The organism is Paenibacillus sp. PvR133 (genome assembly GCF_017833155.1).
GTDB classification, from domain to species: domain Bacteria; phylum Bacillota; class Bacilli; order Paenibacillales; family Paenibacillaceae; genus Paenibacillus; species Paenibacillus polymyxa_B.
In genome coordinates this window covers 844658-857839 of sequence record NZ_JAFIBS010000001.1, presented here as the reverse complement: position 1 = coordinate 857839, position 13182 = coordinate 844658, and the positions used below count along the sequence as shown (strand labels likewise).

The following is a 13182-nucleotide window of genomic DNA, read 5'->3' as shown; positions in this document are numbered from 1 at the left end:
AAAAGTAAATGAGAGATATGCTATAATCAGGAAATAAAATAGTTATAGATTAGTCTATCTTAATTTCATAGGAACTACAATTTGTGAGGGGACGAAGGAGGAACACATCTTATGACATCAGGGGTACAAGCCTACATAGATCCAATTTTTGAGGCGATTGATGAGGCGTACGCTTCTGAGCAAAAGCGCATCGCCGAATTCCAAATCAAAAGTGTCCTTCACGAAGGGATTCATGAATACTTAAAAGTTACCTGTAAGAAGGATGGGCTGTGGGTGGATACCTACGAACCGTTTGATTGGGATCATCGTAGACCGGATACGAAAATTTCTGGGTTTACAGATGGGGTAACATTGCAGCAGGTACAGGACGAATGGATGCCTGTGTTTAGGGAACGGATAGAGGCTCTGTTTAAGTCGAAAGAATTTAGTTCCATGTTCTTTCGTTATCGGCTGGAATTTCATCTGGAAGTAGTCTTGGAGAATAAGGCTAGTCATTTTACATTCTCACTCCTGAACGAAGATAAGCGGCAGCAACTGTTAGCCACTATCCAACAGTTTGTAGAGCAGAAACTCAACCCCTCTAGTAAAGCTGTGCCGAAGGAAGAGGACGATTTTTTCTTAGTAAGGCACTTGCTTGATCCTCATTTGTACCCTGTAAACGCCCAGTGGATGAATGAGCTGCTGAATCGAATGGATGCCAAAGTGAAGGTCAGCCGCAAGCGTGAGGAAGCATGGAGGTATCAGCTCAGCAGTGGCTTGAAGCATTGGGCAGAGGATGAATTTTTGGCCAATTATACAGATCGGGAAAAAAGCTATGGGCTGGATTATAAAGTGAAGCCTGATATTCTCCCTTCGGAAATTCCTGCGCCAGCCATGGAGATGCTCCTGCTTACCGCGATGCGGGTGGGTTCGACCGATGCCGATGCACGGCAGAAGTATTTGGAGATTGCTACACAGTTAGGCTCGGAGCAGGCTTCCGTGTGGCTTGAGAGCGGATCAGGAAGCATCCCAGCGCTACATACAAGCGAGCGAGTCATCTGCCAAGCCAATGATATTTTGCAAACGCTGGAGGTTCAGATTCGTTCAGAGGAAGAAGAAAGCTATAGAGAAGCACTTGTATATTTATGCGATATTTTAAAGAAGGGCTTTACCAAGGAATATCGGATGAAGTTCAAAAGCAAGGTGAAAAACTACCTGCCTGTACCCAAGTTGGCTAAATCTACGCTACATCGTTTCTTCGCCAATGCACTTGAGTATCCGTCGCTGCATCCGTTGCTGGCTGAATATGCCGAAACCGTGATGGAAGAATTCAAATGGTATAACGATGTAGAGCCCGGTGAAAAGTCGGCGATGCCGGGAACCTATGCGGTGATGGGACTGGGCCTAAAAGGAAAGAACTATTTCCCACTAGTGAATCGTTATATGAAGCTGGTGGACAGTGAACATCAGTCCGTACAGGACGGTTACGCCGCTGTATTTGCTGACGCACACGGACTGACACCGGACACGATCCCCATTTGGACGAGGGTTCTACTGGCAGGCAACGAGTCTGCCAAACCACTGAAGTCATCCAGAATCGAAACTGTAGAGCAGGCACAGGTACTGGTGGAGGAGCTTGAGAAGCTGGAGGACTATGAACAAGAGGTGCTTGTTTATCGTATATGGGGTGGCGCGAAGAAACTAAAAAACAGCCTGAAGCAGGCTGTCCCTGAGGTAAAAGAGCTGCTGGAAACGCTTATTCCATAAAAGCATCATATTCATGATAATATCGCAGTCCCTGCGCAATGCGTTCAATATCCGGCTCGCTTCCGCTGTGGCGTAACACTTCAATGACATCCTGTACAGTCGCCACCTCCAACCAAGATTGCACGTGATGGTCTGGTAGAGATGCAGGTATACTTTCATCACGATGATTGGTGACGGTGAGACCGGCATCCTCCAGTTCCCACAATTCTTCCTCGGGGATGATGTAATAGGTAGAATTGAGCGGATTACTTTGAACACGTTCCAGATTGGCAAATACCCATTCATTGATCTCTGTTTGGCCAACGGCACGAATCAATGCTTCAAGGCTGTCAAAAGTTTGTATGCTCATGTATGGAGGCCCCTCCCTTAGCGGCTTGCTTATGCTGTAGCTTTTGTAATATTTTCAAGATGGCCTGGCGATTCTTCGCATCCTTAATGTACTTGGGAATGGAATGGGAAGCCGTACGCATCATACCGGATGTAGGCTTTTCCCGCAACTCGGCAGAGATATAGGAGAGCAGGTAATTCAGGTGTATCCGGTTAAGAGCCCAGACAGGTTTACCCCGATAGTAATCAAGGAAGTACAGCTGGAGCTGGAAAATAGGGTCTTTTCCGTTTTGGATCACGTCCGTATGCCATTCGCGTGATTGAACACGATGCACCGGAACCTGATTGCGTGTCTCACAGTGCGGACAGTTTATATTCGTATTTTTATGGAGTTTCGTTCGGTCATCATGGATTTCGATATTAAAATACCGTTCGCAATGGTTGCATACGCCGCGTGCATAGAATGTATAAGATTCTGGCTGCTGATACGTGTAGTAACAATGAGAACATCGAACGACGTAATGACAGTCTTCCTTTGAGTTGGAAATAAAAGCCTGGCCCTGACAACGAGGGCAATGAACAGCTACCTGTTCTCCTCTCCTGATCACGGCGCTAAAGTCATATTTATATCCATGTTCATCTTTGAAGCGCTTTTGCTCCATATTCGTTCCTCCTTTTCGGAAAGAGCGTAAAAACGTACATTTTATGATTCATATGTTATAATATTTCTTAACAACATTAACACTTGAAAATGGCCTTTTCAATGCGCCGAAGGGTGAAAAGGTGAATAGGACGTGCAAAAGGAGAGGGCGAACATGAGCATTTTTACAGGGCTGCAACGTCCGCAGTTTCAGGCTTATTATGATGAGGTTTTTCTAATAGAGCATCGTTTTAAAAATGGTATGGGCTTTCCGCCTTCTTATATAGATTATGTCAAAACTCTTGGTTACGGGCGACTATGTGGCTTATGGAACATTCATATTCCTCTTGGCGATCACCCGGATTCATGGCTTCATCGTTATCATAACTGGCGGGCCTGGTTTGATGATTTACTGGAATCGGAAGAGGTTCTACAAGAAGCGGCGCTGGAGCCAGATGGTTTTCCGGAGCTTTTGGAGCATGCGGTTCCCTTCGCTTCCAGTGAAGGGAATGACCTGCTGATTTGGGATATTCAATCGCCTGATGAACGGGGAGAATTCCCAATCTATGCTTTGAATCTACGCACATGGGGCAATTTTCGGTATGCAGCCTCGGATTTATATAGCCTCGTCGAAGCGTTGGTGGATGAAGAGCGCGTGAAGTCAGTATTAGGGACAGAGCGTACACCATTCTCTTATACGTTCGAGCCCTTTTAGCAGCGTAAATAACCACCTTGGTATCAAACTTCAAGGTAGTTATTTGTGCTGCTATTCTTCTGCTAGTGGTCTTCATATTGGGCTAAATATCGCTGTACCAACTCATATCCAGCCACGCCCATTACAGTATATTGATTATATTCTTCCAGTTCCAGATTGCGTATATATTCATCCCCGCAATACAGATGGCCCGCACAATTAAAATATTTTAGCTGCTGTTGTTCCTCGGATAGAGGGCGCTGATCGATAATAGGCCATACTCCCTTCGTCAGATTTTGGGTGGCGGTGAATATAACTTCAAATCGGCCGCGATAATTTGTGAACGGAAGATATGTCTTTTCACCCTTGTACGCTTGATTCTGGCCTATGGATAGAACCCCGAAGGAGAACGCTTTTTTGAATCTACCATACAGTGCGCAGATCACCTGACATACCGCAAATCGGCCGTCATGCATGGGGATAACAAAAATATCGCCTTCCCGATGTTTGATTCTTTTGAACACCATCGTCAGGCCAGCTCTTCCTGAATGATCTCTGTTTTTAGACCTTTAGCGTTGGTAATCGTAATGCTGATCGCATCATAGCCGTTCCGCTTCGCATCTTCAAAATCGCATCGTTCGCCGTTGATCAGCTCTAACTGTCCATTCTCATCCACATCGTCTGCAAACTCGTCATCCCAATCAACATTATAAAAAGCGGTCAAGCTTACCTCGAAAGTATCTTCACCATCTTCGTCCAGATAGGGCAGCAGGGGAGTACGATTGTTCTGCTGTTCCTTGGTATAAACTTCGCATAGCAGAGCATCGTAACCATGGCGGGTTCCGTCAAAAATCACGATCTGTTCACCTGTGACTGCCTCTTCTGCAATAATGAGTTGGGGGGCAAATTCAGTTCCAGTGATCAGCTCGTCCATAAGTTCTCCATAATAAAAAATGTGGAATTTCGTATGTCCTGCCTGTGAACGAAGCGTACCTGTCCACTCCTGCTCGACCCATGCCTCTGGGTTTTCGGGTACAACCCAACCTTCTAAATAAGCCGGTCCCCAATTAGGGTTATGTATTTCTGTCATCAGTAGGCCTCCCTTTCTGCTCGTTGAGTCGTTCAATTACCTGATTAAAAAACGTTGTAAAGTCTGTTGCCACCAGATACAAATGTCCACATTCGTCCTGCTCTGCAATATCATAGTTCAGTTTGTCATCATAAGCATGAAGATGTGTGCGGTCCCAGTAGTACACATACGGGGTGTATTCATTACATATTAGAACGTAAAAATTGTCGCCCGCATCTGCACCAATCAACAAAGCGTTCTGGACATGATTGATTTCATCCAGAAATTCATCATTAATCGCTAGAAGGTCATGGTTTTTGTTGGATACCTCATATCCGAAAAAACAAGTCAAATCAATGTCTCCGTTATCCACGCGATCGAAGGGCACATTGCAATAAAAAGGGGCGGCTACATAAAAACCGTTATATTGTGAAAGAAAACGTGTATAGCCAGCGGGCAATATATGCTGTATCTGTTCCTCCAATGCCGCGATCTGGGCAGGCGAAAGCCCTGATTCAATTGCGAATGACATCAACAACCAGCCCCCTTGATCCTAGTAAACCATAGACCTCTTTTTGGAAATGAGAAGACGCAGCGGTGCATCGTTTGTGAGATCATGTCATGGATAGGGTGACGATTTTGTTGTCCTCATCCACATCTACCTTCACATTCACTCCCAGCTTGTCCTTAAACAGCTTACTGATATTGATATAGTCATCCTTTACCGCACGGCTTGATCTACCGGTTGTGCGAGTCATCCCAGCGGTGATGATGGAACGGACGTATGTTTTATCGAGCTTGGCTTCGGGATTATAGGTATAAATAATCTGTTCCTGCTGATTGTAATAATGGGTTAATTCCGTGTAGTCGCTAGCATTCTCATACTGCTTTTCCTCACGCACATACTCAGGATGGTCCATGGTGTAGTGGACTCCCCCGTCCAGAAAAGGATTTTCCTTGGAGGGTCGGAGTTCATATTGTCCATACGCCAGTTGAAACAGATACTCTATGCCTGAGCCCTCCGCCTGATAGTAGAGCTGACGATTGTCCCCTTTTTTATCTATAGCGGTATAGCTGCTGATTAAAGGCCAGGCATCATACTTTTTATCCTTTACCTCAATGGCAAGCTTGTAATGTACAAGCACCTTTTCATTTTGAAATAATCCAAAGCTGCTCATGATGAAATAGGCAGGCACACATATAATCCCGATAATCAATATGAATATAAATATTCTTACACGCATAAGTAGAGTGATTCTCCTTTGGTTGTCGATTATGTGGACAGCTCCCGTTTGGCAGATGCACCGAATTCTCATGCTGCGATAATTGCTTCAGAGCATGTTGTGCGAAAGGCATGCTTTTATGTGCGCGAAGCAGTGCACAAGCGGCCTCCTTGACTAAGATATATGTATCACTGCGGATCAACTCTCATGTCTGTAGTTCGATAAAGCTTCTTCCCGTCCGCCACCCTCCAGCAGCACCATAACCGCATAGGAGATCGTATCAATCCAATCGTCGAGGGTGTTGATCTGCTCTACGGTCAGTAGGTTGTTTCGCTGCAGCATACTATCAGGATACAATGCCCATGCCCGTGTATATTGGCAAATCCCCCACAGAGCGGCAATCAGCTCCCGTTCTACGGATGGTTTCTCCAACTCATCTGCGAGAACTTCAATGATGGTCATCAGTTCATGGAAGTTGTCCTCGATCAGTTCTCCCTGAAAGGGGCGGAGCATCCCTAGAAATCCGTTTTGCATTTTGGGATGCTCCAGATCATCGTGAATAAAAGAATGACAACGTAACAGCTCGCGAGCCTCCTGTTTATTCATTCAGCTCCTTAATCTCTGCGCGGATACCTCTGCACAGAAAGCTACCTGACAGTCCCGACAAGGCATCGATATCAACTACCATGTCTGCTTCTTCATAGCGGAAATCAAGCTGCAAGATGATGTTTTCTGTTTCTACAGGAGTTAATACATGCTCTTTGGTTTCCAGAAATGTAAAAGTCACTGCATAGCGTGGGACGTCTTTTACTGGAGCTTCAGGGATTACAGGTGCCTCAGCCGAAGGCTCCAGATCCGGTGATTTAGGGACAAGCACGCTAGCGTAGGATAGCTCAATCGTCAGCGTAATCTGGTCTTTCGTCATATTAGCAGCTGTAATTCGGTCATAATGAAAGGGAGGGAAATAGCCAAGCTTCTCGACAATGCTGTCTGCTCCTTGAATAGAAACGGTTGGAGAGAAAGCCAGTTCCAGTCCGATGGACCCTGCCAGTTGGTCTTCATATTCTGGATTGATACGTATAAGGGCTTGTTCCGGCTCTACTTTTAAAATCGTGCCTATAAAATACTGTTTGCCATGGATCAAAACAATATCATGCGGAACGAACGGCAACGCTCCCCCGGCTTGATAATGAATGAGATATTCGTTCTCTTTTTTTTCAACCTTTTGAATTTGAATTTGCATAAATTGCAGCCTCCTGGGGTTAATAGTATGACGGATTGTTTAAGTGTGTGGTAAAGGGAACGGAGTCCACGATTGAAAAACATACTTCATATCCGGGGTATCCTGTTCGAGCATAAATGGAAGAATATCCATAATAGCGTGTGCTTTACTGCCAGCATAAAAGTTACGCGAGCTGTGTAGCAGCTTGTTTGCCTTTAACCACTGGCTCAGCTTCATCATAACGTCTTCGACGATTGCTTGGTCGATACTTTCATAAACGTCCTGACGGATTGAAACGAGCATGCCGCAATGATTAGAAGATTGGCACAGGGGGTCATTGGACAAAAGAATGTACAGTTCCGGCGTTGTCCCTTTGTTATAGGATGATTTGATACTGGGAGCCTCGATAGCTAGCATCAGCGGAATCAATTCATCATCGGTAACAATACGAAGCAACTCCTGCTTGTCCCAGCGAATCTTACCGTGTTTGGCCTTTTTAGCCCCGGCTTGATAGACTGACACACGGGTATTGCGGATTCCTGATATATTCAGGAGCGTTTCAAAACAATCGAACAGGTTAGTAAAGCACTCTTCGGCAAACAAAGTGTGCTTCTCCGACAAGGAACCGGTCATTATGAAATTATAATGCAGGTTGTTAACCACAAGCATCCATCCTTTATTCATGAATTACCAATTCATATACCATAATATATGACATGAAGATCGAATTCACCTTTTACATTGACTGTGGTGCTGTTCATTAAAATCGTTTGGAAACCAGTTCAACTTCGCGTATACTAGGAAAGTCATAGATGGAACGGGCCTGAGCCGCATTGCGGCCGTATGTTGGTTACATGAACAGATTCAACGATAACGGATAAGCTCCCTTCCTGAAAAGGGTAGAATGAGAACCGATACAAAAATGGGAATTCTGAACTATGGAACGATAGATGTCATATGGCACATGAACCTATTTTACGTGACACATATTGAATACAGATAAGGGAAGTGAATACCACTTGAAGAATTTTGCAGCATTAGGCGTAGAGCAGCATTGGGTAGAAGCCTTGAAAGAACAGGGAATTTCATCCCCAACTCCTGTACAGCAGGAGTCGATTCCACTGTTGATGGAAGGTCAGGATGTTATCGCCGAGGCACATACGGGAACCGGGAAGACGATTGCGTTCTTACTGCCGATTCTACAAAAGCTGAATTTGGATAAGCGACACCCGCAGGCGCTCGTGATTGCACCTACGCGTGAATTGGCGCTCCAAATTACAGAGGAAGCCAACATATTGGCTGCGACGGAGCCAAGTTTGTCTTTACTGGCTGTTTATGGAGGACAGGACGTAGAGCGTCAGCTTCGTAAACTGAAAGGCGGCGCACAACTGATTATTGGTACACCTGGGCGACTGCTGGATCACCTGAGACGTGGCACGCTGGATTTGGGTGGCATTAAAATGCTGGTCCTGGACGAAGCCGACCAAATGTTACACATGGGCTTTTTGAACGATGTGGAGACGATTCTTCAGGAGGTTCCTTACCGGAGACAGACGATGCTGTTTTCCGCTACGATGCCAGCCGGTATTCGCAAGCTGGCTCGTGTATATATGAACGAACCCGTAGATGTCAAAGTGAAATCCGCTTCTTCCGTTCCGGTGAGCCAAATCCGTCAGGTCGTTGTGCAAACAACAGACCGTGGTAAGCAACAGGCATTGGTGGATATGCTGAATACGGATCGCCCGTACTTGGCTGTTATTTTCTGCCGTACGAAGCGCCGGGCTGCCAAACTGAACGAAGAGCTGCAAGAGATGGGCTTTGAGAGCGGTGAGCTTCACGGAGATTTGTCCCAGAACAAGCGGGAGCAAGTGATGAAGGCGTTCCGTGAAGCGAAACTCCAATTGCTCGTAGCGACTGATGTAGCTGCGCGCGGCCTGGATGTAGAAGGCGTCACGCATGTCTTTAACTATGACATGCCACAGGATGCCGAAAGCTACATCCACCGCATCGGGCGTACCGGCCGTGCCGGAGGCAAAGGCGTGGCAGTGACGCTCGCTACGCCAAGAGATGTTCCAGAGCTTCGGAACATCCAGAAAGTTGCTGGTGTCACATTCACCAGCAGTGAGGGCGGCGGACAGCGTAGACCTGCTTCCGATACGGCTGATCGACAGGGTCGAGAACGCCGTTCGGGCAGAAACGACCGCCGTTCCTACGGCGGCAACGACTCCGGCGGCGGACGCCGGGGCAGCGGCCGCGAACAGGCGGGCCGTCGTGATGCCACAGGCGGCGAACGTCGTTCTAGCCGCGGCAGCAGCGAGCGTGGCGGATATGACCGCAGCAGCAGTGGTTCTGCACGCGGAGGCCAAGGCCGCTCGGCAGGACAAAGCAGCGAGCGTGGCGGGTATGACCGCAGCAGCGGCGGTTCCGCACGCGGAGGTCAAGGCCGCTCGGCAGGACAAAGCAGCGAGCGTGGCGGATATGACCGCAGTAGCGGCGGTTCCGCACGCGGAGGCCAAGGCCGCTCGGCAGGGCAAAGCAGCGAGCGTGGCGGATATGACCGCAGCAGCAGTGGTTCTGCACGTGGAGGCCAAGGTGGCCGCGGTGGACAAGCCAAAGGCGGCCCGCGTGGTGGTCAAGGACAAGGCGGCCGTCGCGGACGGTCCAGATAGATAAAACAGGAGTATTCTCATAGAATACTCCACTATGGTTATCATAATAGCCCCGGGGAGGCTCATCTTCCGGGGCTATTGTAATCTTCACCCATACCGCTTGAAGGAGCAGCACCATAAGATGACATGAGCAGCGGAGCTACCTTGAAATAAATGATCAGCGTTCAGGATACATTTTTCAAAAGATAAATTTGGAGGGGTTATACATCATGCAGGAACAGGATATGGGCAAGCGCGCCATGGTCTCAGCATGGATCAGCCTGATTAGCAACATCCTATTAACCGGCATTAAAATTATTACAGGACTTATGTTCAACAGCAAGGTGCTGGTGGCCGATGGTGTGCATAATGCCGGGGACGTGATTGCCTCTGCAACGGCACTGGGAGCGATGCGCATATCCAGCCAGCCGCCGGATGAGGATCATCCTTATGGTCACGGCAAAGCAGAAGTGATCGGTGCAAGCGTGGTGGCGGTCATATTGTTTGGAGCGGGCATATTTATCGGCTATCATTCGATTGCAGCACTGTTCGAACCGATGCCACAGGAGCATATACTGGCATTGGTGGCCGCCATTATTTCCTTGCTCTGGAAACAGTGGTTGTATATCTACACGATTCGTATCGGGAGAGCGGCCAATAGTCAGGGTCTTATCGCAACGGCAAAAGATCATCTCGCTGATGTGTACGCCTCTGGGGCTGCTGTACTGGGTATCGGTTTGGGGCTGATTGGGGAGCACTGGAGCATTTCAATCTTATCCTACGGTGACCCTATTGCGGGATTCGTAGTGGCATTGCTAGTTCTGAAATTAGCGTGGGAAATGGGCCGTGAATCCATAGATGTGCTTATGGAAAAAGCGATTGCCACGGAGGAAATTGAAAGCTACGCCGCAGCCGCACTGAGTGTAGCTGAGGTTCAACGTATTGATCGTATCCGTGCCCGTGAGCACGGCCATTATATTATCGTGGATATCCGCGCTTCAGTAGATGCCTCTTTGACGATTCAGCAGGGACACGATATTATCCGACTGATTAAGGGGGCTGTCATGAAGCAGGAACCGCGGGTTTATGAGGTGCTTGTCCATTTGAATCCATGGTATCCAGACGACCACTAGAACAGACGACGCGAATTGACAGATAACTTGCAGGGAGGGTATGCTTTTAAAAGCCGAACGATGATGAATAAAAGCGAGGTTACCCGAAAATATGCGAAAATTTTTAAAATGGTTAGGCATTTCTGTGACTGCGGCTGTTCTTTTAGTGGGCGGATATTATACGTATTCTATATATCATTTTACGAACCAAATTTCGGTTGCTTCCGGACAGGATTCGAAATTCAAACCGCAGGCACAAACTCAAACCAATGTACAACCTGTAGAGGTATCGCTCCCACCAGAATGGGATGGGACAGAAAGAGTGAATATTCTGCTGCTAGGCGGCGACTCCCGTGGAGAGGATTCAGGGCGTTCTGACTCCGTTATGGTTGCTTCTATTGATCCGGTTACGAAAAAGGCTACACTTATGTCGATTCTTCGTGATACGTACGTCAATATCCCAGGTCATGGGCAAAGTCGATTGAATGCTGCTTTTTCCTACGGTGGACCGGATTTGACCAGACAGACCGTGAGCGACCTGTTGGGGATACCGATTCAATATTATGTATATACTGATTTTAATGGCTTTATTGCGTTGGTTGATTCTGTGGGTGGTATTGACCTGGATGTCGAAAAAGATATGCACTATACCTCCAAGGCAGATAAACACCAGTTTGATATTGATTTGAAAAAGGGAATGCAGCACATGGACGGTAAAACAGCCTTGCAATATGTACGCTTCCGTCATGATGCGACTTCCGATTTTACGCGTACGGAGCGGCAACGCAAATTCATTACCGAGCTTGGCGGTAAAATTCAGTCAACCTCATCTCTAATCAAACTGCCAAGTATTTTAAATAGCATTTCTCCTTATATTGAAACGAATCTCAGTACTACGGAAATGCTGCAATTGGCTTCATTGGGCTTTAATATCGATGCAACAACAGTAGCGAAGCAGCAAATCCCACCAAATGAATTGGTACGCGGGGAAACCATTAAGGGTGCGCAGGTGTTGGGTGTGGACGAAAGAAAGCTCAAGCGCTTCATACAGAATCTTTTTGAACAGGAGAACAAACTTGTGACCACGACGGTGGATGCTGCAACCACGATAAATGATACTCCATAACCCTTCGAAAGCAAGCGAAGTTCGTACGATGACGTACAACTTTGTTTGCTTTTGTGTTTATTTGGGTATAACCTTGTATATTTTGTTCCAAAAATATATCGTATCTATGAAGAACGTATACTCAATTGTGTAAAGAGAAGGGGAATGTGGTGTGGAAATAACTCCGGCATGGAAAGACCGATTCAAGAAGTTTTTTCTGAACAACAAGTTTGTGTTATTCCTGCTGGTACTGCTGCTGATCGGCTTGAATATCTTGGTGCTTACCAAAATTTCATACATATTCACACCTGTCATGGTGCTGCTGAAAACGATAATTCTCCCTGTCATTTTATCCGGCGTGTTGTACTATCTGTTCAATCCGTTGGTTGATGTACTGGAGCGTAATAAGGTGAAACGAATATACTCCATTATTGTACTGTTTTTGCTCATTATAGGGGTTATTGCGATTGTGGTTACATCGGTGGTACCTGTAATCCGTGATCAAATACAGGGGCTCATCCAAAATTTCCCTGCCTATAGCGAGCAAGTACAACGACAATTCGAGAAACTGATCGGCAGCGATTTTGTAAACCAGTTCCAGAACACCATTCAAATTAATCCATCTGAGCTGGCCTCCAAAGCTTCTGAAAAGTTATCTAGCTTTATTAATAATGCATGGACGGGCGTGGGCAGCTTCTTGGGCGTGGTTACAGAAACGGTACTTGCGATTGCCACGGTTCCATTTATTCTGTTCTACTTGCTAAAAGATGGACACAAGCTGCCACAGTTTATCCTGAAAATGCTCCCGCCTATGTTTCGTAAAGAAACAGATCGCATTATGACTGAAATGAACCATCAGGTCAGTTCCTATATTCGTGGGCAGATTATTGTCAGCTTCTGTATTGGGGCGCTGTTGTATATTGGTTATCTAATCATTGGATTAGACTACTCTCTGACGCTTGCAGTCATTGCATCCTTTACGAGCGTTGTCCCCTACTTAGGTCCCGTTATTGCCATTACACCTGCGTTAATTGTAGCCTTGGTCACCTCACCGATTATGCTGCTCAAGATGGTTATCGTATGGACAGTCGTACAGCTCATTGAGGGTAAATTTATTTCTCCACAAATTATGGGCAAATCTCTTCGAGTACATCCGATCACGATTATCTTCGTTATTCTGACGGCAGGCAATTTGTTTGGTGTGGTGGGAATTGTACTGGCGGTTCCGGGATATGCTGTCTTGAAAGTAATTGTTACACATCTGTACAGTTTCTTTAAAAAGCGTTCGCATCTCTATGAGGCGGATAAAGAGAACGCAAGTCTTTACGAGAAATAAAATTTTCCACTATAAAATTGATATGGCCCCCTCTTGGGTAACTGTGGCTACGCGTGCTAT

Annotated in this window: 15 protein-coding genes; 6 read left to right on the top strand and 9 right to left on the bottom strand. The window is 46.6% G+C overall.

Annotated elements, in window-relative coordinates; genetic code table 11:
* Positions 1 to 111: 111 nt before the first annotated feature.
* Positions 112 to 1746 (top strand): DUF6138 family protein, encoded by a 1635-nt coding sequence (locus tag JOE49_RS03755; protein ID WP_209940581.1) that lies wholly within the window; start codon positions 112 to 114, stop codon positions 1744 to 1746.
* Here JOE49_RS03755 and JOE49_RS03750 read toward each other — a convergent pair.
* Positions 1736 to 2095, bottom strand: coding sequence for a DUF7716 domain-containing protein (locus tag JOE49_RS03750; protein ID WP_023990764.1), 360 nt, complete (start codon positions 2093 to 2095; stop codon positions 1736 to 1738). The genes JOE49_RS03755 and JOE49_RS03750 overlap by 11 nt on opposite strands.
* Positions 2076 to 2735, bottom strand: a complete 660-nt coding sequence (locus tag JOE49_RS03745; RefSeq protein WP_160788674.1) for a hypothetical protein — start codon at positions 2733 to 2735, stop codon at positions 2076 to 2078. Before JOE49_RS03745 ends, JOE49_RS03750 begins: the two co-directional genes overlap by 20 nt.
* Positions 2736 to 2888: 153 nt before the next feature.
* Here JOE49_RS03745 and JOE49_RS03740 point away from each other — a divergent pair, with 153 nt between their 5' ends.
* Positions 2889 to 3428 carry an HAD family hydrolase gene (locus JOE49_RS03740; protein WP_160788675.1) on the top strand — a complete coding sequence of 180 codons (540 nt, stop codon included), beginning with the start codon at positions 2889 to 2891 and terminating at the stop codon, positions 3426 to 3428.
* A 62-nt stretch (positions 3429 to 3490) separates the two neighbouring features.
* Here JOE49_RS03740 and JOE49_RS03735 read toward each other — a convergent pair whose 3' ends face one another.
* The 7 genes from JOE49_RS03735 to JOE49_RS03705 all read right to left on the bottom strand — a co-directional run bounded on the left by JOE49_RS03735 (position 3491) and on the right by JOE49_RS03705 (position 7590).
* Positions 3491 to 3934, bottom strand: coding sequence for an immunity 26/phosphotriesterase HocA family protein (locus JOE49_RS03735; RefSeq protein WP_068938959.1), 444 nt, complete (start codon positions 3932 to 3934; stop codon positions 3491 to 3493).
* Between the two features lie 2 nt (positions 3935 to 3936).
* Positions 3937 to 4497 (bottom strand): hypothetical protein, encoded by a 561-nt coding sequence (locus JOE49_RS03730; protein ID WP_023990760.1) that lies wholly within the window; start codon positions 4495 to 4497, stop codon positions 3937 to 3939.
* On the bottom strand, positions 4481 to 5008 hold the full coding sequence (locus tag JOE49_RS03725; protein ID WP_049828352.1) for an SMI1/KNR4 family protein: 528 nt from the start codon (positions 5006 to 5008) through the stop codon (positions 4481 to 4483). The genes JOE49_RS03730 and JOE49_RS03725 overlap by 17 nt, the downstream gene beginning before the upstream one ends.
* Positions 5009 to 5090: 82 nt before the next feature.
* A complete protein-coding gene (locus JOE49_RS03720) occupies positions 5091 to 5720 on the bottom strand; it encodes a hypothetical protein (RefSeq protein ID WP_160788677.1) in 630 nt (209 codons plus the stop codon).
* A gap of 177 nt (positions 5721 to 5897) precedes the next feature.
* Positions 5898 to 6305, bottom strand: a complete 408-nt coding sequence (locus JOE49_RS03715; RefSeq protein ID WP_053326289.1) for a hypothetical protein — start codon at positions 6303 to 6305, stop codon at positions 5898 to 5900.
* Positions 6298 to 6942 (bottom strand): immunity 50 family protein, encoded by a 645-nt coding sequence (locus JOE49_RS03710; protein WP_160788679.1) that lies wholly within the window; start codon positions 6940 to 6942, stop codon positions 6298 to 6300. The genes JOE49_RS03715 and JOE49_RS03710 overlap by 8 nt, the downstream gene beginning before the upstream one ends.
* Before the next feature lie 39 nt (positions 6943 to 6981).
* Positions 6982 to 7590, bottom strand: coding sequence for a hypothetical protein (locus JOE49_RS03705; RefSeq protein WP_245248548.1), 609 nt, complete (start codon positions 7588 to 7590; stop codon positions 6982 to 6984).
* Positions 7591 to 7940: 350 nt separating this feature from the next.
* Between JOE49_RS03705 and JOE49_RS03700 the strand changes: the two genes are divergently transcribed.
* From JOE49_RS03700 to JOE49_RS03685, 4 genes are all read left to right on the top strand, one after another.
* Complete coding sequence (locus tag JOE49_RS03700) at positions 7941 to 9590, top strand: DEAD/DEAH box helicase (protein ID WP_209940579.1); 1650 nt, start codon at positions 7941 to 7943, stop codon at positions 9588 to 9590.
* A gap of 209 nt (positions 9591 to 9799) precedes the next feature.
* Positions 9800 to 10702: a cation diffusion facilitator family transporter gene (locus JOE49_RS03695; RefSeq protein ID WP_023990753.1), complete on the top strand. Its 903-nt coding sequence runs from the start codon at positions 9800 to 9802 to the stop codon at positions 10700 to 10702.
* Positions 10703 to 10793: 91 nt separating this feature from the next.
* On the top strand, positions 10794 to 11807 hold the full coding sequence (locus JOE49_RS03690; protein ID WP_209940578.1) for an LCP family protein: 1014 nt from the start codon (positions 10794 to 10796) through the stop codon (positions 11805 to 11807).
* 151 nt (positions 11808 to 11958) lie between these two features.
* Positions 11959 to 13122, top strand: coding sequence for an AI-2E family transporter (locus JOE49_RS03685; RefSeq protein WP_023990752.1), 1164 nt, complete (start codon positions 11959 to 11961; stop codon positions 13120 to 13122).
* Positions 13123 to 13182 lie beyond the last annotated feature (60 nt).

Coding starts and splice junctions, on each gene's coding strand:
- JOE49_RS03755 (WP_209940581.1), top strand. CDS start 112: ATGACATCAGGGGTACAAGCCTACATAGATCCAATTTTTGAGGCGATT.
- JOE49_RS03750 (WP_023990764.1), bottom strand. CDS start 2,095: ATGAGCATACAAACTTTTGACAGCCTTGAAGCATTGATTCGTGCCGTT.
- JOE49_RS03745 (WP_160788674.1), bottom strand. CDS start 2,735: ATGGAGCAAAAGCGCTTCAAAGATGAACATGGATATAAATATGACTTT.
- JOE49_RS03740 (WP_160788675.1), top strand. CDS start 2,889: ATGAGCATTTTTACAGGGCTGCAACGTCCGCAGTTTCAGGCTTATTAT.
- JOE49_RS03735 (WP_068938959.1), bottom strand. CDS start 3,934: ATGGTGTTCAAAAGAATCAAACATCGGGAAGGCGATATTTTTGTTATC.
- JOE49_RS03730 (WP_023990760.1), bottom strand. CDS start 4,497: ATGACAGAAATACATAACCCTAATTGGGGACCGGCTTATTTAGAAGGT.
- JOE49_RS03725 (WP_049828352.1), bottom strand. CDS start 5,008: ATGTCATTCGCAATTGAATCAGGGCTTTCGCCTGCCCAGATCGCGGCA.
- JOE49_RS03720 (WP_160788677.1), bottom strand. CDS start 5,720: ATGCGTGTAAGAATATTTATATTCATATTGATTATCGGGATTATATGT.
- JOE49_RS03715 (WP_053326289.1), bottom strand. CDS start 6,305: ATGAATAAACAGGAGGCTCGCGAGCTGTTACGTTGTCATTCTTTTATT.
- JOE49_RS03710 (WP_160788679.1), bottom strand. CDS start 6,942: ATGCAAATTCAAATTCAAAAGGTTGAAAAAAAAGAGAACGAATATCTC.
- JOE49_RS03705 (WP_245248548.1), bottom strand. CDS start 7,590: ATGCTTGTGGTTAACAACCTGCATTATAATTTCATAATGACCGGTTCC.
- JOE49_RS03695 (WP_023990753.1), top strand. CDS start 9,800: ATGCAGGAACAGGATATGGGCAAGCGCGCCATGGTCTCAGCATGGATC.
- JOE49_RS03690 (WP_209940578.1), top strand. CDS start 10,794: ATGCGAAAATTTTTAAAATGGTTAGGCATTTCTGTGACTGCGGCTGTT.